Raw genomic sequence first — 19,114 nt, forward strand, 5'->3', positions numbered from 1 at the left:
CGTATGGCTTGGGTACACTAATCAAACTATTCACAGTCCCTTTTCAAAATCAAAAGCAACGGGGCATTATCCCGAATCCCTCGATGCTTGTCTTGTTGGAGCCGTCATGGAATTTTCCGTTCAGACCGCAAACCCAGCCAAAGCTGAAACACCTTGTCTGTTGGTGCCAGTTTTTAAAGGGGGCGACCTACTGCCCACCGTCTCCAAACTGGACGACGCCAGCGAACGCCTAATCGGCCAGTTGTTGGAACGCGGCGACTTCGACGCCGCGCTGGGCAACGTGCAAATGGTACCCTTTGCACCGGGCCTGGGCGCCGAACGTATCTTACTGGTGGGCTTGGGTGAGCGCGAAAAATGTCAGGAAGCGGCCTTTATCAAGGCGCTGGATGCGGCCATGACCGCGCTGGTGAAACTACCCATCGACGAAGCCAGCGTAGTGTTTGGTGATATCCCATTGGCCGACCGCGACGCGGCCTGGAAAGCGCGCAAGGTCATGGAAGCCGTTGAGCGGGCGATTTATCGCTTTGATCAGTTCAAATCGTCGCCTGCGCCAGCGCCCAGCCTTGCCAAGCTTACGTTAATCATTAGCGATGCCGACGCTGTTGCGCAGGTGAAGCAGGGGGCGTTAGTGGGCAACGCCATTGGCCAAGGCATCAACTACACCCGCACCCTGGGCAATCTGCCCGCCAATATCTGTACGCCCCGCTATTTAGCCGAGCAGGCAGAGCAGTTGGGCCGCGACTCAGCAGGCGCGCTCCAGGTCGATATTCTTGATGAAGAGGCGTTGGAAGCCCTGGGTGCAGGCTCACTACTATCCGTCGGCCGCGGCAGCAAAGAGCCGACACGCCTGATCGTGATGAAGTACCAGGGCGCTGAGAATGCTGACGAAGCTCCCCATGTTTTGGTCGGCAAAGGCATTACCTTCGATACCGGCGGTATTTCGCTTAAGCCCGGCGAAGGTATGGACGAAATGAAGTTCGACATGTGCGGCGCAGCCAGCGTGTTTGGCACTGTCAAAGCCGTGCTGGCGATCAAGCCCAAACTCAACCTGGTATTTATCGTTGCCGCCGCGGAAAACATGCCCGACGGCCACGCCACCAAGCCCGGCGATATCATCAAAACCCTGAAAGGCCTGACCGTCGAAGTACTCAATACCGACGCAGAGGGCCGCCTGGTACTGTGCGATGCGCTGACCTACGCCGAGCGCTTTACCCCCGCAAGCGTGGTCGATATTGCTACCCTCACCGGCGCGGTGATTGTTGGTTTGGGCCACCACGCCACCGGTCTGCTCTCCAACGACGACGATCTCGCGCTGGATCTGCTGGACGCGGGGGAAGCCGCCTGGGATCGCGCTTGGCACCTGCCGCTTTGGGATGAGTACCAAGAGCAGCTTGAGTCCAACTTTGCCGATCTGGCCAATATTGGCGGCCGCCCGGCAGGCACCATTACCGCCGCCTGCTTCTTATCCCGCTTTGCCGACCACTTCCCCTGGGCGCACCTGGATATCGCCGGCACCGCCTGGCACTCCGGCAAGCAGAAAGGCGCCACGGGTCGCCCCGTTGGGCTGTTAACCCAGTACCTGCTTGACCGTGAAGCAGACGCCCAGGTAGAAAATAGCGACGTCTAACAACACAATCAGGCAATCAACGGTTGCCTTTATTTGATGCAACCGTTACACCTAAACACATTAGCGTGTGCCTTATCTCAAGGCACACGCTACGCCCACTCTAACGCTTATATTACGACGCCTATATTTGCCCTTCAGGGCTTGGATCAAGTAGAGAGAATATGCCGTGCCCACTAACTTTGAGATTTTGCCATCCAACCAGCCCATAGCCGATGAGATCCGTGACAGCATTCTCAAAAACCCCGGCTTTGGCAAACACTTTACCGATCATATGGCCCATGTGCGCTGGACCGTTGACGCCGACTGGCACGGCCACCAAGTGCGCCCTTACGGCCCGCTAACCCTCGACCCGGCTGCTTCTGTACTGCATTACGGCCAGGAGATTTTTGAGGGCATCAAAGCCTATCGCCACGCCGACGGCTCGATCTGGACATTCCGCCCCGAGAAAAACGCCGAGCGCTTCCGCCGCAGTGCCCGCCGATTAGCACTGCCAGAGCTGTCCGACGAAGACTTTATCGGCTCGCTGAAAGCGCTATTAGCGCAAGACCAAGCCTGGGTGCCGACACCCGCCAGCGCTTCTGATGAGTGCAGCCTCTATCTGCGCCCGTTTATGATCGCTTCAGAAGCCTTCTTAGGCGTTCGTCCCGCCCATGAAGTCGACTACTACGTGATCGCCTCCCCCGCGGCGGCGTACTTTAAAGGCGGCATTGCCCCGGTGTCGATCTGGCTCTCGTCTAACTACAAGCGCGCTGCCCCCGGCGGCACCGGCTTTGCCAAGTGCGGCGGTAACTACGCCGCCTCATTGGCCGCGCAGAAAGAGGCCGAAGCCCATCAGTGTGGTCAGGTCGCATTCCTGGATGCCGCTGAAAACAAATGGGTGGAAGAGCTCGGTGGCATGAACCTGTTCTTCGTCTTCAAAGATGGCCGCTTGGTCACCCCACGCCTGACCGACACTATTCTGGAAGGCGTGACGCGCAACTCGGTACTCACCCTGGCCAAGGATGAAGGCCTAACGCCTGAAGAGCGCCCAATCAGCATCGACGAGTGGCGTGAAGGCGCGGCCTCTGGCGAGATCACCGAGGTCTTTGCCTGCGGCACCGCTGCGGTTATCACTCCGGTGGGCGAACTGGTTTCCGAAAACGAGCGTATCAAGCTAGCCGCCGGTGGCAACAATGAGATCGCCATGCGCATCCGCACCAAGCTGCTCGACCTGCAGTACGGCCGCAGCGAAGATAAGTACGGCTGGCTAACCCAGCTGGTTTAAGCGGTTTTAAAACCAACGCTTATCTTTTCAGTACCGCCGCACTCATGCGGCGGTGCTGTTTGTAATCGACATATCTGCAATCGTTTTACCTGGAACCGCTATGGCGCGCATTGATTTCTACATTCTGCCCGATACCACCTTGGAAGCGCGCTTGCAGTTCGCCTGCAAACTGGCCGAGACCATCTGGCGCAAAGGCTACCGCCTGCATCTGCACTGCGAAGATAAAGCCCTCGCCGAGCAGGCCGATGACGCGCTATGGAATTTCCGCCCGGACGCCTACCTGCCCCACGCCCTGGAAGATAGCGAAATGGCTGCTAGCGTGCCGATCACGCTAGGCTGGCAGCAGCTACCGGTGCCCACGGAAGAGACCGCGCTGCTTAATCTGCATCCCGATATTCCTGACGGCGTAGAAAATTACGCGCGGATCGCCGAGATCATTAACCAGCACCAACAAGTACTCGTCGCCAAGCGCGCCTGCTGGCAGCGTTATAAAGAACTGGGGCATGAGGTCGTGCCACATAAGTTGGGGTAGGCGAGCCTGAGGACACATTTGATATGAGCCAGCCATCACACTCCGATCCGGTACTTCTATTTGAGCTTCGCCAACTGATCGACTCGGCAAGGCAAAGAGCTGCTGCAGCTGTTAATTCAGAGCTAACGCTGCTGTATTGGCAAGTCGGTAAACGCATCAATGCGGAAGTTCTCCAGGATCAGCGGGCCAACTATGGTGAACAAGTTATGACCCGGTTGGCCAAAGGGCTTTCGCTGACTTATGGGCGTGGCTGGTCGCAACGCAATCTGGCCAATATGTGCCTATTTGCTCAATGTTATCCTGACCAGCAGATTGTGCAGACGCTGTCTGCACAATTGAGCTGGAGCCATTTTGTGCTACTCATAGGACTGAAAGACACACTACAGCGCGACTTTTACGCTGAGTTGGCCTGCTTGGAGCGATGGCCGGTACGCCGACTTCATGAACGCATCCAATCAATGCTATTTGAACGAACCGCCATCTCCCGCAAACCGGAAGAGACCATTCGACATGAGTTACAAAACCTGCGCGATGTCGGTCAGCCCTCGCCACAGCTATTACTGAAAGACCCTTATGTATTGGATTTTCTCGGTCTGAATGACCGTTATCTAGAAAGGGATATGGAAGACGCTATTCTGCGTGAGATCGAGCAGTTTCTTCTGGAACTGGGAGCAGGGTTTACTTTTGTGGCGCGACAAAAACGCATCCAGATCGACGACGAAGATTTCTATATCGATCTGCTTTTTTACAACCGCAAGCTCAAGCGGCTAGTCGTGATTGATCTTAAGCTGGGGCGTTTCAAGGCCGAGTATAAGGGCCAGATGGAGCTTTATCTGCGCTGGCTAGCCAAACATGAGCAAGAAGCCGGTGAAGAGCCGCCTTTAGGAATAATTCTCTGCGCCGGTAAGCAGCAGGAGCAAATTGAACTGCTGGAATTGGATAACAGCGGTATTCACGTGGCGGAATATCTGACCGTACTACCGTCCAGAGAGACTTTGCAGGCCAAACTACATCAGTCAATTGAAAGCGCCAGAGCACGCTTGTCGAACGATCAACGGAAACGGGACTAAACGCTTTGCAATCATGAATCACATTGAATTGCTCGATATTATCACCCGCGGCGAAGACAGCCGCCACCAGTTCAAACGCGATGCCACCAACGCGGATAGCCTTGCCGCTGAGATGGCCGCCTTTGCCAACAGTGGCGGCGGGTGGCTGTTTCTGGGCGTGAATGATGACGGCTCGATTGCGGGACTGGATGGCGCGGCGGTTCGGATTATGGTATTTGCTGACCGCGTGGAGATCGTCAGCCCTGGCCATCTACCAGACAGCCTGAGCCCTGAGGATATTAGCCAGGGCAAGACTATCCGCCGCAACCCCACACTCACTGAACATGCCTCCCATATTTTACCTTATCGCGGCATGGGCAGTGGTATTCCACGAGCGCTTGAGGCATGGCCCCGAATCGACTTGGTGGATGATCCTTCGGGCAATCAATTCAGCGTCATCGTCTGGAGGCCGGAGGCAGAATGGCTGGGCGCTACCCCACCAGTCACCGACCAACTCACCGACCAAGTCAGCCCGGAAGTAGCCCGCCTGCTCAACTCTTTAGAAGGCGAAATGACACGGGCCGAGCTACAGGATATTTTGGGTCTCAAACATCTGCCTCATTTCCGAAACGCCTATTGGCGGCCGGCACTGAACGCTGGACTGATTGAGCAGACGATTCCGGATAAGCCCAATAGCCGCCTGCAGAAATACCGCTTAACGACTGCCGGTAAGCAGTGGGTAAAAAATAATAAAACAAAGACTTGATCAGCACCTTTGCCGAAACCTAGCCAAACGCTGAAGTGATCCAATAGGCGGTTGAACAATCGCCTTTTAACAAAAAATAACTCAAAGGACGAGAGCGCCAATGCTGTCCCACGCTTTTTTAGCCCGCACCCCGCTGGCCGTTATCGTCATCGCCCAACTGTTTGGCACCTCGCTATGGTTTAGCGTAAATGGCGTTGGCTTGGCGCTGCAGGAGGCCGTGGGCCTCAGCGAAAGCGATTTGGGCCTGCTCACCATCGCCGTTCAGGCCGGGTTTATTACCGGCACCCTGGCGATTGCCACCACGGGTTTGGCCGACCGCGTACGCGCCAGCCACCTGTTTGCGGTATCGGCTGTTCTCGGTGCGCTGATCAATGCCGCTTTTATTGGCGTGGCCGAGAGCGTGACGCTCGCCGCTGTGGCGCGCTTTGCCACAGGGCTCTGCCTGGCAGGCATCTACCCGCTGGGCATGAAGCTGGTGGTGAGCTGGACACCCAGCCACGCAGGCGCCGCGCTGGGTTGGCTGGTGGGCATGCTGACCCTGGGCATTGCCTCACCGCACCTGCTACGCGGTTTAACGCTACATTTACCCTGGCAGTGGCCACTGCTGCTTGCCTCGCTGTTGGCGCTGGTTGCGGCGCTAATGATTTTCAAGCTAGGCGTTGGCCCGCACCTGCCTGCCACTGCCAAAAGCGGCCGCCCCTGGGCAGGATTGGCCGCGTTTAGGCAGGCGCGCTTTCGCGCTGCCGCGCTGGGCTATTTCGGCCACTGCTGGGAGCTGTACGCGCTGTGGGCACTGGTGCCATTTCTGGTTGCCCGCGAGCTGGAACGTCTGGGTGCTAGCAACGGCGCCCAGCCATGGCTCAGCTTTCTGGTGATTGCGCTGGGGCTACCTGGCTGCGTACTCGCAGGCAAATGGAGCCGCCAAATCGGCAGCGACCGAGTCGCTTGCGTCGCCTTGGCAACCTCTGGTGCGCTGTGTTTGGTTTATCCCCTGTTGGGCAGCGCCTCGCCCTGGCTGCTGTTGGCGCTTCTCGGCTTATGGGGAGTCAGCGTGATTGCCGACTCCGCGCAGTTTTCTGCGCTGGCCAGCGCCACCGCCCCGCCAGAGCGGCTAGGGGCGGCGCTGGCGATGATGAACGCGATTGGCTTTGGGCTGACCATCCCCTCCATCGCCCTGGTTACCGCGCTGTGGTCCAGCCAGTCATTGGCGGTGATCTGGTGGCTGCTGCCGGGGCCTATTCTTGGGCTACTCGCCATGCGCGGGTTCTCTGCCCGATCAATAATCGAGGGTGAGTAGCCCCTGACGATCAAGGCGCTATCGCGGTATACTCTTGCACTATATATTTTCAAACTTTGCACATTTCTCGCCAGCCGTGAGCCAACTCTCCATGGAAAAGACCTACCAACCCGAACAGATCGAAACCCGCTGGTACGAGCGCTGGGAAGCCGACAACCGTTTCGCCCCCACCGGTCAGGGCACGCCTTTTTCGATCATGATTCCACCGCCCAATGTGACCGGCAGCCTGCACATGGGCCATGCGTTCCAGGACACCATTATGGATACCCTGACGCGCTGGAAACGGATGCAGGGTAATAACACCCTGTGGCAGGTAGGCACCGACCACGCCGGCATCGCCACCCAAATGCTGGTGGAGCGTAAGGTTGCAGCGGAAGAGGGCAAGACCCGCCACGACCTGGGCCGCGATGCGTTTATCGACAAGGTGTGGGAGTGGAAGCACGAGTCCGGCGGCCATATTACCCGTCAGTTGCGCCGTATGGGCGCCAGCGTCGACTGGTCTCGCGAACGCTTCACCATGGACGACGGCTTCTATAAAGCAGTGCAGGAAGTGTTTGTGCGTCTGCACGAAGAGAAGCTGATCTATCGTGGCAAGCGTTTGGTCAACTGGGATCCCACGCTGCATACCGCTATTTCCGATCTGGAAGTGGAAAACAAAGAGCAGCAGGGCAGCTTTTGGCACTTCCGCTACCCGCTGGCGGACGGCGTCAAAACCGACGATGGCAAGGATTACCTCGTGGTTGCCACCACCCGCCCGGAAACCCTGCTGGGCGATACCGGCGTGGCGGTGAATCCAGACGATGAGCGCTATGCCTCCCTGGTCGGCAAATTTATCGAACTGCCGCTGGTCGGTCGCCGTATCCCGGTGGTCGCCGACGAGCATGCCGATATGGAAAAAGGCTCCGGTTGCGTCAAGATCACCCCCGCCCATGACTTCAACGACTACGAAGTCGGCAAGCGTCAGAACCATCTGCTGATCAATGTCTTCACCAAAAACGCGGCAATTCTTGAACAAGCTGAAATTTTTGATCTTAAAGGCCAGCCCCAGCCGGACGAAGACGCCACACTGCCCGCCAAGTACGCAGGTCTCGACCGCTTTGAAGCGCGCAAGCAGATCGTTGCCGATATGGATGCCCTGGGCCTGCTGGAGCAGGTCGAAGCCGTTAACAATACTCTGCCCTATGGCGACCGCTCCGGCGATGTGATCGAGCCGCTGCTCACCGACCAGTGGTTTGTGGCGGTGGAGTCTCTCGCCAAACCCGCCATTGAGGCGGTTGAGAACGGCGATATCCAGTTTGTGCCCAAGAACTACGAAAATATGTACTTCGCCTGGATGCGCGACCTCCAGGACTGGTGCATCTCCCGCCAGCTGTGGTGGGGCCACCGCATTCCGGCCTGGTACGACGCCGAAGGCAATGTCTACGTTGCCCGCACGGAAGCCGAAGCCCGCGAGAAACACGGACTAGGCGATGATATTGCGCTCACCCAAGACGAAGACGTACTGGATACCTGGTTTAGCTCAGGCCTATGGACATTCGGCACCCTCGGCTGGCCGGAACAGACGCCGGAGTTGGAAACCTTCCACCCCACCAGCGTGCTGGTCACCGGCTTTGATATCATCTTCTTCTGGGTCGCCCGGATGATCATGATGACGCTGAAGTTCACCAAGCAGGTACCGTTTAAAACGGTATATGTGCACGGCCTGGTGCGTGACGGTCAGGGTCAGAAGATGTCCAAGTCCAAGGGCAACGTGCTTGACCCCATCGACCTGATTGACGGCATCACGCTGGATGAGCTACTCGAAAAGCGCACCGGCAATATGATGCAGCCAAAACAGGCCAAGGCGATTGCCAAAGCCACCAAGGACGAGTTTAAAGACGGCATTGAAGCCCACGGCACCGATGCGCTGCGCTTTACCTTCCTCTCCCAGGCCACCACCGGGCGCGATATCAAATTTGATATGAACCGTCTGGATGGCTACCGCAACTTCTGCAACAAGCTATGGAACGCCTCGCGCTACGTGCTGATGAACGCCGAAGGTGAAGACTGCGGTACAGACGGTAGCGACGTTGAACTCTCTCTGGCCGACCGTTGGATTATCTCGCAGCTGCAGAAAACTGAAGCCCAGGTCACCAAAGCGCTGGACGAGTACCGCTTCGACCACGCCTCCCAGGCGCTGTACGAATTCGTTTGGAACGAGTATTGCGACTGGTATCTGGAGCTTTCTAAGCCTGTTTTGTGGGATGAGAATGCCACGGCAGAAGCCAAGCGGGGAACACGCCGAACGCTAGTACGCGTGCTCGAAGCGATTCTGCGCCTTGCTCACCCGATGATGCCCTATATCACCGAAGAGATTTGGCAGCGCGTCTCGCCGCTGGCCGGTGTATTTATGGGCGACGGCGCGTCGATCATGCTGCAAGCCTGGCCGGAAACCGACGAGAGCAAAATCGATGACCAGGCCAGCCTGGATATCGAGTGGCTGAAAGGCGTGATTATCGCCGTGCGAAACATTCGCGCCGAGATGAACATCGCCCCTGGCAAACCGCTCGACGTGCTGCTGACCAAAGGCAAGCCCGAAGACGCCGAGCGCCTCGAGAGTAATCGCCGCTTCCTGTCTAAACTCGCCAAGCTGGAAAGCGTTACCTGGCTTGAAAACCCGGATGATGCCCCGCTTTCGGCCACACAGTTGGTAGGCGATATGGAAGTGCTGGTGCCGATGGCCGATCTGATCGATAAAGACGCTGAAATCGCCCGCCTCAGCAAAGAGATCGACAAGCAGGAAAAACTGATCGGCGGCATTGAGAAGAAGCTCGGCAACGACGGCTTTATCGCCAAAGCCCCCGTCGCCGTGGTGGATAAAGAGCGCGGCAAGCTGGCCGAATTCCAAGCCACCAAGCAGCTGCTGGAAGAGCAGAAGGCGAAGATTGAGGCGTTGTAATCGCACGCTAAGAAACCAAAACGGCACCCAAAAGGTGCCGTTTTTAGTTTCGCCCTACTGCCCAAGCACTGCTTGAATCCGGAACAAAGCCCATGACAACCTGACCAATGACTAAAAGATCGCTTGGTTCTGGATCTCAGCTGCTTTTCGCCGCAATCACGGAGCTGAGCCATTTCGAATTCACTCATTGAGATCGCTCGAATATGGCAACCACTGATAAATTCAGCAGCATCCCACCCACCATACCGCCGCTAGACCCTGGCCGTATCACGCTGTTTGAGAAGGCGGGATTGACGGTCAAGCAGTTGGAACCGCTTGGCGTGGAGATCTACGGCGCCGACGTTCGTTCCCGACTTTCAGAGCCAGTCATCGAAGCGTTAGCAGTGGAAATGGCGAACCGGGGCTTTATCGTCTTTAAGCACCAAACGGAGCTCTCAGCAGATGCACTGGTCAGTGCGAGTAAATGGTGGGGCGCTGGGGAAATTCATTCCACTCATGGTGTCCACCCCGCCACGCCTGACATGAACCGGGACATCTTCCGCTGCTCCAATGACAAGCGCTATGGCATCCTCGGCGTTGGCCCCCAGTGGCATAACGATGGCAGCTTCGAAGCAGCAACGTTTTCTCACTCCGCCTACTACATGGCGCGCGCCCCTGAGCAGGGCGGCGGAACGCACTTTGCTCATCAGGGGGCAGCCTTCGACGTGCTGCCAAAGGAAAAGCAGGCGTTTTGGGAACGGCTTGTCTCTGTGAATTCTGATTCAGGGGTCAGTCACCCCGTCGTCCATACCCATCCTATTTCGGGGCGAAAGAGCGTATGGCTTCATTTGGGGATGACCGGCGCCGTTATAGAGCGGTTACCCGAAGAAGGCGTTGCAATCGATGAGCTGCAACAAGCCCCCGCCGCTGTCGATCATCTTCGTTTACTCAACAAAGATGAAATGAAACAGCTTTTCAATGACTATAACGATCTTCTTGATGCGTCTTTCGAGAAGGGCTACGGGATCCGTTATCACTACCAGACGGGGGATTTACTTTACGTTGATAACTGGGCAATGGCTCACAGGGCCGCGCCTGAAGCGCATATGTCGGCCGAGGAGCAAGGGTTGAGGATAATGGATCGCGTGACTATCAAGTCCAGGCAGAACCTGGCACCTCACTTTGGCTTGCCGCAGTACATCAATTTATCCGGGCCACACCCCTTTAATCGCGATGGCGTATGGCAAGCAGGCGGTGTGGGTTTTCGGTGGAAAGATGACATCCCCATGCAAAACTAGGGTCTGTTGACGCTACAGACACTCAGTGGCGATACCTTTACCCATCTAAGCACTTCCGCCCTATTGCATCGCGTCCTAACCACATTTTCTTACCAAAGGTGTAAGGTTGGTACAATAATAGCCACTAAGTGGCATCGCTGATTCAGCAACGACACGGACGACTCTATGCCAATACCAACTGAAGCACGTTTACAGGCGCTGGCTAGCGAATTAAAGCGGGCCGGAATTGCCTACCAAACGCTTACGCCGATGGCGGATACTGGGCTGGCCCACGATCATGTCTGGCTGCATCGCAGCGATGGCGATGACTGGGTAGCGCGGCTGCCGAAGCAGAGCCAGATGAACCTGCCGCCTGAAGAGAATCTTGCCTATCAGAGAGCCTGTTACCAGCGCTCTAGCCCTGGCGGGCACACGCCGACACTTTATGACACCCTGCCGCTCAGCGAGGCATTGCCCAGAGGCGGGTTGCTGGTAGAGGCTATCCGTGGGCGTTTGGCGCAACTACCCGACGACCTCCCCGCCATCGCGGATGCCCTGGCCAGCCTACATCGTCAAACGCTACCTAATGCCTCGGCGCAGGCGCCGCTGCTGGCCCCTGAAGACCCTTGGCAGGCGATGGTGGATGAAGTGCGCCAGCAGGCTAACTGGCTAGGCGATGCACAGCTTTCGAGTAAAGTGACCCGGCGAATTAAGCAGGAGCTGGACTTACTTCCGCCCCGCCTAAACGATGAAACCGCGACGCTGATTAGCTTTGACACCCACCCTGGCAACTTCTTAATCCGCGACGATGGCCGCGCGGTGTTGGTAGATTTAGAGAAGTGTCGCTACGGCCTGCCGGGCATTGATCTCGCCCACACCAGCCTCTACACCTCCACTACCTGGGATGTAAACAGCCAAGCGGTGCTATCGCTGAATGACGTGATTAACTTTTACCGCCGCTGGCAAGCAGCCATGAGTGAATCACCCGATACCGACACCCTGGTCGCCTGCCGCCGCGCTACCTGGCTGTGGTCATTGACCTGGTGCGCGAAATGGCGCGCCCAGCACCTAAACGCTAAAGATGCCCAGCAACGGGGAGAAGACTGGTCGGCAGAACTCACCGACCCTGCCGTGATTGACCACGTACGTGACCGCGTTGAGCACTACCTCTCGCTGCCGATTATTGATCACGTTCATAGCGAGCTGCAGTGCTTGCAAGCTTCCCTATAACGTTTGTGCTTCCTACCCAAGAGATATGCGATGCCGATTAACCGTCACCCTATACGCTTCACGATCGCCACCACGCTGTTAGGCCTTGCGCTTCCTGCCATGGCCACCCCTGATCCGGACGACTGGCAAAGCGTCGTGGCACAAGCCGAAGGCCAAACCGTTTACTGGAATGCCTGGGGGGGTGATACGCGCACCAACCGTTATATTGACTGGGTGGCGGAGCAAATGCAGGCCCAGTACGGCGTCGATGTGGAGCACGTTAAGCTGGACGATACCGGCAGCGCGGTGGCACGGGTGCTAGCCGAAAAGCAGGCGGGTAACCACGACGAGGGCAGTATTGATCTGATTTGGATCAACGGTGAGAACTTCGCTGCGATGCGCGAAAGCGACCTGCTGTTCGGCCCCTTCGCCGAGGCGCTGCCCCATTTTGCGCTCACCAACGCCGACGAAAACCCCGAGGTTGTCACCGACTTCACACTGCCTACCGAAGGCTACGAGTCGCCCTGGGGAAAAGCGCAAATCACCTTCTATTACGACAGCGCCCAAACCGAGACTCCCCCCAAGGATATGCAGTCGCTACTCGCCTGGGCTCGAGCCAACCCGGGCCAGTTTAGTTATCCACGTATTCCCGACTTCACCGGCAGCACCTTTTTGAAACAGGCGCTGATCGAGCTTACCGAGCAGGATGAGGCGCTTTACCAGCCGGTTTCAGAGAGCGATTTCGAGGCTGTGACAGAGCCACTGTGGGCCTATTTGGATGCGTTGCACCCGCACCTGTGGCGCAGCGGGCGCGCCTTTCCCGACTCGGGCCCCAACCTGCGCACCTTGATGAGCGACGGCGAGTTAAGTCTTGCGTTTTCTTTCTACCCCACTGATGCTGCCGTGGCGGTCATGGAGTATGAACTGCCCGATAGCGTGCGCAGCTATGTGCTAGAGGGCGGCACCCTGGGTAACGTCCATTTTGTGGCAATTCCCTACAACTCACCCCATAAAGCCGGGGCCATGGTGCTTGCCGACTTTTTACTTTCGCCACAAGCCCAGGCCGAAAAGCAGTCGTTGGCGATGTGGGGCGACCGCAGCGTGCTGGATATCGATCAATTAGACGCTGACGCCCAAGCGCTGTTTGAGCAAGGAGAACGCCACCCTGCTGAGCTACCGGCTGACGCGCTGTCTAACACCCTACCCGAACCGCACCCCAGCTGGATGACCGCCCTGCAAGACGCCTGGCTTGAGCGTTACGGCGTTAACTAGACCATGCTGCGACTGGCCCCGGCGCTCATCATTGCCCTGCTAGTACTGCCGGTAGCCGCAGGGCTACTGATGGTTCTGCTGCCAGCCTTTGGCTACTTGCCCGCGCTAGGCGGACATGGCATTAGTTTAGCCCCCTGGCAGATGCTGTTCGCCCAGCCGGGGCTGTGGCGTTCGGTGGCGGTGAGCTTTGCCAGCGGGTTAGTCAGCGCAGCCATAGCGCTGGTTATTGTGGTGCTGTTTTTGGCCGCCAGCCGGGGCACATGGCTAGACCGCAGCATTCGGCGGCTGGTTTCGCCTCTACTCGCCATCCCCCATGCCGCTATTGCGTTTGGATTTGCCTTTTTGATTGCCCCTTCGGGCTTGTTGGCGCGGCTCATATCGCCATCGCTAACCGGCTGGGAGCGCCCGCCGGATGCGCTGATCATCAACGATCCTTGGGGGCTTTCCCTGATCGCGGGGCTGGTGCTAAAAGAAGTGCCGTTCCTACTGCTAATGAGCCTGGCAGCGCTGCCGCAGCTAGTGCCTGAAAAGCGCTTAATGCTGGCGCGATCACTGGGCTATTCACCTACCATTGCGTGGTTAAAAACCGTGCTGCCTTCGCTCTACCCACTGATTCGCCTGCCCGCGTATGCGGTGATCGCCTACGCCACCTCGGTAGTCGATATGGCGCTGATTCTCGGCCCGACCTTGCCTCCCACGCTGAGCGTGTCTATCTTGCGTTGGTTCAACGACCCCGATATTAGCCACCGCTTTATGGCCTCGGCGGCGGCAGTGCTACAACTGGGGGTCACCATCGCCGCACTGCTCTGCTGGTGGCTGCTGGAACAACTGACCCGCCTGCTGGCGCGACACTGGCTGACCAATGGCAGCCGCCAGCGAGGTGAAATCGCCCTGCGCGTAGTGGGCCGCTCGGCGTTACTGTTTGCAAGTATCACGGCGCTGGCGGCCTTGGTCGGGTTGGGGCTGTTTTCGCTGGCTGGTTTTTGGCGCTTTCCTGAGCTGCTACCGCAGATGCTAACGCTGGATCACTGGCTACGCAGCGGCCCTATGTTGGTCACACCGCTCGTCAACACTGCGCTGATTGGGCTGATTTCAACGACGCTGGCCACGGCGCTGGTATTAACGACGCTTGAAAACGAGCACCGCCAACATATTCAACCGAAGCGCGCACTATGGCTGCTCTATCTACCGCTACTGGTGCCGCAAATTGCCTTTCTGTTTGGGCTGATTGTGGCAGCGGAGAGTTTGGGCGTTCGCCCCCAACTAGGCTTGGTGATCGCAGGTCACCTGCTGTTTGTGTTGCCTTATGTCTATCTATCATTAGCCGAGGCGTATCGTCGCCTGGATCCACGCTGGCTACAGGTAGCGCGCTCCTTGGGTGTGTCACGCAGTGCTGCATTTTGGAAAGTGCGCCTCCCGCTACTATTAGCGCCGCTATTAACAGCCTTTGCGGTGGGCCTGGCGGTGAGTATTGGCCAATACTTACCCACCCAACTGCTGGGAGCCGGGCGGGTCACTACGGTAACGACCGAGGCGGTGGCGCTTGCCGCAGGCAGTAACCGACGCTTAATCGGCGTTTGGGCATTAGTGCAGGCGGGCCTGCCACTGATCGGCTTTATGCTTGCTCTGGGGCTGCCCCGTTTATTGGGCGCCCACCGCCGTGAACTGGCTACCTAAGAGGGACATTGTGACAGTTTATTTCAGCGCGTCGCTGCGCCTTGAGCAGATTAGCATCGCCCTTGCGGGCCGTGAGTTACTGGCAGTGGATGCCACCATAGCCCCAGGCGAGGTGCTCACCGTAATGGGTCCATCGGGCTCAGGAAAATCGACCCTGCTGGCGTATATTGCGGGCTTTATTACTCGAGATTTTAGTGCCAGCGGCGGCGTATGGCTGGGCGAGCAAGACCTGCTAAACCTCCCCGCTGAAAAGCGCGGCATCGGGCTTTTGTTTCAGGATCCGCTGCTGTTTCCGCACCTAAGCGTGGGCGGCAATTTGCGTTTTGGGCTACCTCGCCATATTCAAGATAAACACCAACAGGTCACCCAAGCGCTTAAACAAGTGGGGCTGGCAGGCTTTGAAGCGCGCGACCCCGCCACCCTTTCTGGCGGCCAGCAGGCTCGCGTGGCATTGATGCGCCTGCTGCTCTCCAAGCCACGCGCCGTGCTACTGGACGAGCCGTTTTCCAAGCTGGATACGGCACTGCGCCAGGAAATGCGCACGCTCGTGTTTAACCAACTGCGCGACGCAGGCTTACCTGCACTGCTGGTCACCCACGACCACGCGGATGCCAAGGCAGCGGGAGGGCCTGTGCTTGAACTCGGTTGAAAACTCGCCTCAACTCAGCATTGTGATACCGGTACTTAACGAGGCTGCCGGTATTGAGGCAACGCTGGTGCCGCTACAGTTACTACGCGCTCAGCGCCTTTCGATACTGGTCGAAGTCATTGTGGTCGATGGCGGCAGTAGCGACAGCAGCGTTCGCATCGCCACACCGCTGGCTGACCGGGTGCTCAGCAGCCCACCGGGGCGTGCACTGCAAATGAACCTGGGTGCACAGCACGCCAGTGCGCCCGCGCTGCTGTTTCTGCATGCCGATACGCAACTGCCCGACGGTGCCGTTGAACAGATAACGCGGGGGCTTAACCGCCACGTCTGGGGGCGCTTTGCTATTCAGCTTTCAGGCCGCAGCCGCTGGCTGCCCGTGGTGAGCTGGATGATGAATCAGCGCTCGCGGCTGACCGGGATGGCCACCGGCGACCAGGGAATCTTTGTCCGCGCCAGCGCCTTCAGGGCCGTCGGTGGTTTTCCCGAACAGCCACTGATGGAAGATATTGAACTGTCTAAACGGCTTAAACAGGTATCGCGCCCCGCCTGCCTAACGGCGAAAGTGATAAGCTCGGGCAGGCGCTGGGATCAATACGGCGCTTGGAAAACGATCCGTCTGATGTGGCGGCTACGCTACCGCTACTGGCGCGGCGTTAGCGCAACCCAACTCGCCAAGGAGTATCGCGATGCCCGCTGAAACGCCCCATCTGCACTTGCTGGCCAAAGCGCCGCTGGCGGGGCAAGCCAAAACGCGCCTGTCGCCTTTACTGGGAGCAGAGGGCGCCGCCAACGCCCACGCGGAGCTGGTACGCCACTGCGTCGCCAATGCTTGCAAAGCATTGACGGCAGAAAAAGTCACGCTATGGACAGCGCTGGATCACGCACATCCGCTGTTTATAGAGCTTCGTGAGCAGTTTGGTTTAACGTTAACCCCCCAACCAGACGGCGATTTAGGCACACGGGTTCGCCACGCCCTGAACAGCACGTCTGGCCCTGCCATGCTGATGGGCAGCGACTGCCCGAGCATCACCAGCACGCTGATGACTACCTGCGCGCAGCAGCTGGCCAGCTACGATGTGGTGATTCTACCCGCCGAAGATGGCGGCTATGGCTTTGTAGGCACCCGGCAAGACTACCCTACGTTGTTTGCAGATATCCCATGGGGCACCCAAAGCGTGCTGACCACCACTCAGCAGCGCATTAAAGAGCTGGGGCTGCGCGCCGCTTACCCGGCGACTATCTGGGACGTGGACCGCCCCGAAGACTGGCAGCGCTGGAAAGCGCTAGCCAACCTCTGATTAGCCGTTTCAGTGTAAGGAATCAGGCGCCCTTCTCACTCAGTAACAGCAGATACTTACCTTCTTAGCGCTGGAGTTTTTTATTGTGACCCGACAACGTCTGATTATTGCCGCGCTACTGATAACAGCCATTGGCGTGTTTTTCCTTAGCGGTGCCCATCAATGGTTCACGCTAGAGACCCTCAAGGCATACCAAAGCGACTTTCAAGCGGCGTTTAATCAACACCCTTGGCAGGTGGCGGGCCTGTTTTTCGCCGCATATGTCTCAATGACCGCGCTTTCGCTGCCCGGTGCCACGCTGCTAACCCTACTGGGCGGTGCACTATTTGGCTTAGGTTGGGGGCTGCTGATTATCTCTTTCGCCAGCACAATGGGCGCCACACTGGCGTTTTTACTCTCGCGTTTTCTGTTTCAAAAGCCGATTGAGAGACGCTTTCCGCGCCAGTTTTCTTCTGTGAATCGTGGTGTCGAGCGCGACGGTGCCCTGTACCTATTCACGCTGCGTTTAGTGCCGGTATTTCCGTTCTTTATGATCAATCTGGTCATGGGGCTAACGCGGATCAAAACCCTCACGTTTTACTGGGTGAGCCAGGTCGCTATGCTGCCCGGCACTGCTATTTATGTGAACGCGGGCGGCCAGCTAGGTGATTTGGAGAGCCTGGGTGGCATCCTTTCGCCAACGCTTATCGCGTCGTTTTTACTGCTCGCTATCTTCCCCTGGATCGCGCGGCGGATTGTGCTGCTGGTGCAGAAGCGCAAGGCCTACCAGGGTTTTACCCGCCCACAACGCTTTGATTACGACATTGTGGTGATCGGCGGCGGCTCGGCGGGGCTGGTAACCAGCTATATCGCCAGCGCCGTTAAGGCCAAAGTCGCGCTGGTGGAAAAACATAAAATGGGCGGAGACTGCCTGAATACCGGCTGCGTACCTTCCAAAGCGCTGATACGCGCCGCCCGCGCTGCCCACGAGATTCGTACCGCGCCACGCTTTGGCGTGACATCTAGCGAACCTCAGGTCGATTTTGCCAAGGTGATGGCGCATGTAAAACAGGCGATTAGCGCTATCGAACCCCACGACAGCATAGAACGCTATAACGGCTTAGGCGTTGAGGTGTACCAAGATCACGCCAAGCTAACCTCGCCTTGGCACGTCCAGGTGGGCGAAAAAACCCTCACCGCCCGCCATATCGTGCTGGCCACCGGAGCCCGCCCCAAGGTGCCGTCGCTACCGGGTATTGAGCATGCTCCCGTGCTCACCTCTGAAAACCTATGGTCACTGATAGAACTGCCCAAACGCCTGGTAGTGCTCGGCGGCGGTGCGATTGGCTGCGAGCTAAGCCAGAGCTTTGCCCGTCTGGGTAGTCAGGCCACGCTGGTGGAAGGCATGCCCCAGTTGCTGGGCCGCGAAGACCCAGAAGTCGGCGAAGCCGTCGAAAACACTCTGGCGAGCGAGGGTGTAACGGTGATGACCGACGCCAAGGCGCTGGAAGTACTCAACGACGAAGCAGGCTACCAACTGGTCGTGGAACATCACGGTGAGCGCAAGCTACTGCCCTTTGACTACCTGCTGGTTAGCGCCGGTCGCCAAGCCAATGTGGAAGGCCTAGGGCTTGATGTGCTGGGTATTACAACCACCCAAGCGGGCACTTTAGAACTGAACGAGCGGCTGCAAACCCGCCTACCCAACATCTGGGCCTGCGGCGATTTGGCCGGGCCGTACCAACTTACCCACGCGGCGGCTCATCAAGCGTGGCACGCAGCGGTCAATGCGCTGTTTGGTGAACTGAAAAGCTTTGCGGTGGACTATCGCTATATGCCCGCAGTCACCTATGTACAACCGGAAGTCGCCAGAGTCGGGCTGAATGAAAAGGAGGCCAAGGCAAAAGGCATTGAGTATGAAGTTACCCGCTACGCCATGGCAGAAAGCGACCGCGCCATTGCCGAAGGCGCCACTGAGGGGTTTATCAAGGTGCTCACGGTGCCGGGCAAAGACAAAATCCTTGGCGCAACGATCGTGGCAGAAAACGCGGGCGAGTGGCTGGGTGAGTTTACCCTCGCCATGAAACACGGCCTGGGGCTCAATAAGCTACTCGGCACCATTCACCCCTACCCCACGCTGGGTGAGGCCGCCAAAGCCACTGCAGGCGTATGGAAAAACGCCCATAAACCCGAACGGGTTCTCAAGCTATTGAAGCGCTACTTCAATTGGCGGCGCGGGGACACCTCGGCTAAAAATTGACACTTAGCAAACTATATTGAATTATTATTAGGAACAGCGAG

15 protein-coding genes are annotated in these 19,114 nt (G+C 57.8%); all 15 read left to right on the plus strand.

Features of this window, described 5'->3' with window-relative positions:
• The first annotated feature begins 106 nt into the window (after window positions 1-106).
• The 15 genes from ACT3UM_RS18240 (at window position 107) to ACT3UM_RS18310 (ending at window position 19,073) form a co-directional block, all read left to right on the plus strand.
• Entirely contained in the window at window positions 107-1,627 is a 1,521-nt protein-coding gene (locus tag ACT3UM_RS18240) for a leucyl aminopeptidase (RefSeq protein ID WP_498901157.1), read from the plus strand.
• Between the two features lie 166 nt (window positions 1,628-1,793).
• The gene (locus ACT3UM_RS18245) at window positions 1,794-2,891 is read left to right on the plus strand and encodes a branched-chain amino acid aminotransferase (RefSeq protein WP_498901159.1); all 1,098 of its coding nucleotides are present in this window, start codon (window positions 1,794-1,796) and stop codon (window positions 2,889-2,891) included.
• 100 nt (window positions 2,892-2,991) lie between these two features.
• The gene (locus tag ACT3UM_RS18250; protein ID WP_498901161.1) at window positions 2,992-3,423 is read left to right on the plus strand and encodes a DNA polymerase III subunit chi; all 432 of its coding nucleotides are present in this window, start codon (window positions 2,992-2,994) and stop codon (window positions 3,421-3,423) included.
• 23 nt (window positions 3,424-3,446) lie between these two features.
• Entirely contained in the window at window positions 3,447-4,493 is a 1,047-nt protein-coding gene (locus tag ACT3UM_RS18255; protein ID WP_498901163.1) for a PDDEXK nuclease domain-containing protein, read from the plus strand.
• A gap of 13 nt (window positions 4,494-4,506) precedes the next feature.
• The gene (locus ACT3UM_RS18260) at window positions 4,507-5,238 is read left to right on the plus strand and encodes an RNA/DNA-binding domain-containing protein (RefSeq protein WP_498901165.1); all 732 of its coding nucleotides are present in this window, start codon (window positions 4,507-4,509) and stop codon (window positions 5,236-5,238) included.
• Window positions 5,239-5,338: 100 nt separating this feature from the next.
• Entirely contained in the window at window positions 5,339-6,535 is a 1,197-nt protein-coding gene (locus ACT3UM_RS18265; RefSeq protein WP_498901167.1) for an MFS transporter, read from the plus strand.
• Between the two features lie 91 nt (window positions 6,536-6,626).
• Window positions 6,627-9,473 carry a valine--tRNA ligase gene (locus tag ACT3UM_RS18270; protein WP_498901169.1) on the plus strand — a complete coding sequence of 949 codons (2,847 nt, stop codon included), beginning with the start codon at window positions 6,627-6,629 and terminating at the stop codon, window positions 9,471-9,473.
• Between the two features lie 203 nt (window positions 9,474-9,676).
• Window positions 9,677-10,750 carry a TauD/TfdA dioxygenase family protein gene (locus tag ACT3UM_RS18275; RefSeq protein WP_498901171.1) on the plus strand — a complete coding sequence of 358 codons (1,074 nt, stop codon included), beginning with the start codon at window positions 9,677-9,679 and terminating at the stop codon, window positions 10,748-10,750.
• 165 nt (window positions 10,751-10,915) lie between these two features.
• Complete coding sequence (locus ACT3UM_RS18280) at window positions 10,916-11,959, plus strand: aminoglycoside phosphotransferase family protein (RefSeq protein WP_498901173.1); 1,044 nt, start codon at window positions 10,916-10,918, stop codon at window positions 11,957-11,959.
• 30 nt (window positions 11,960-11,989) lie between these two features.
• Window positions 11,990-13,210, plus strand: a complete 1,221-nt coding sequence (locus tag ACT3UM_RS18285; RefSeq protein WP_498901175.1) for an ABC transporter substrate-binding protein — start codon at window positions 11,990-11,992, stop codon at window positions 13,208-13,210.
• Between the two features lie 3 nt (window positions 13,211-13,213).
• Window positions 13,214-14,887, plus strand: a complete 1,674-nt coding sequence (locus ACT3UM_RS18290; RefSeq protein WP_498901177.1) for an ABC transporter permease — start codon at window positions 13,214-13,216, stop codon at window positions 14,885-14,887.
• A 10-nt stretch (window positions 14,888-14,897) separates the two neighbouring features.
• On the plus strand, window positions 14,898-15,536 hold the full coding sequence (locus ACT3UM_RS18295; protein ID WP_498901179.1) for an ATP-binding cassette domain-containing protein: 639 nt from the start codon (window positions 14,898-14,900) through the stop codon (window positions 15,534-15,536).
• Complete coding sequence (locus tag ACT3UM_RS18300) at window positions 15,523-16,233, plus strand: TIGR04283 family arsenosugar biosynthesis glycosyltransferase (protein WP_498901181.1); 711 nt, start codon at window positions 15,523-15,525, stop codon at window positions 16,231-16,233. The genes ACT3UM_RS18295 and ACT3UM_RS18300 overlap by 14 nt, the downstream gene beginning before the upstream one ends.
• Window positions 16,223-16,834: a TIGR04282 family arsenosugar biosynthesis glycosyltransferase gene (locus ACT3UM_RS18305; RefSeq protein WP_498901183.1), complete on the plus strand. Its 612-nt coding sequence runs from the start codon at window positions 16,223-16,225 to the stop codon at window positions 16,832-16,834. The genes ACT3UM_RS18300 and ACT3UM_RS18305 overlap by 11 nt, the downstream gene beginning before the upstream one ends.
• 85 nt (window positions 16,835-16,919) lie before the next feature.
• Window positions 16,920-19,073 carry a dihydrolipoyl dehydrogenase family protein gene (locus tag ACT3UM_RS18310; protein WP_498901185.1) on the plus strand — a complete coding sequence of 718 codons (2,154 nt, stop codon included), beginning with the start codon at window positions 16,920-16,922 and terminating at the stop codon, window positions 19,071-19,073.
• Window positions 19,074-19,114: the final 41 nt, after the last annotated feature.

The sequence above is a fragment of the Halomonas sp. AOP13-D3-9 genome (genome assembly GCF_052379125.1).
Taxonomy (GTDB): domain Bacteria; phylum Pseudomonadota; class Gammaproteobacteria; order Pseudomonadales; family Halomonadaceae; genus Vreelandella.

Coding starts and splice junctions, on each gene's coding strand:
- ACT3UM_RS18285 (WP_498901175.1), top strand. CDS start 11,990: ATGCCGATTAACCGTCACCCTATACGCTTCACGATCGCCACCACGCTG.
- ACT3UM_RS18255 (WP_498901163.1), top strand. CDS start 3,447: ATGAGCCAGCCATCACACTCCGATCCGGTACTTCTATTTGAGCTTCGC.
- ACT3UM_RS18275 (WP_498901171.1), top strand. CDS start 9,677: ATGGCAACCACTGATAAATTCAGCAGCATCCCACCCACCATACCGCCG.
- ACT3UM_RS18305 (WP_498901183.1), top strand. CDS start 16,223: ATGCCCGCTGAAACGCCCCATCTGCACTTGCTGGCCAAAGCGCCGCTG.
- ACT3UM_RS18270 (WP_498901169.1), top strand. CDS start 6,627: ATGGAAAAGACCTACCAACCCGAACAGATCGAAACCCGCTGGTACGAG.
- ACT3UM_RS18240 (WP_498901157.1), top strand. CDS start 107: ATGGAATTTTCCGTTCAGACCGCAAACCCAGCCAAAGCTGAAACACCT.
- ACT3UM_RS18290 (WP_498901177.1), top strand. CDS start 13,214: ATGCTGCGACTGGCCCCGGCGCTCATCATTGCCCTGCTAGTACTGCCG.
- ACT3UM_RS18250 (WP_498901161.1), top strand. CDS start 2,992: ATGGCGCGCATTGATTTCTACATTCTGCCCGATACCACCTTGGAAGCG.
- ACT3UM_RS18280 (WP_498901173.1), top strand. CDS start 10,916: ATGCCAATACCAACTGAAGCACGTTTACAGGCGCTGGCTAGCGAATTA.
- ACT3UM_RS18265 (WP_498901167.1), top strand. CDS start 5,339: ATGCTGTCCCACGCTTTTTTAGCCCGCACCCCGCTGGCCGTTATCGTC.
- ACT3UM_RS18260 (WP_498901165.1), top strand. CDS start 4,507: ATGAATCACATTGAATTGCTCGATATTATCACCCGCGGCGAAGACAGC.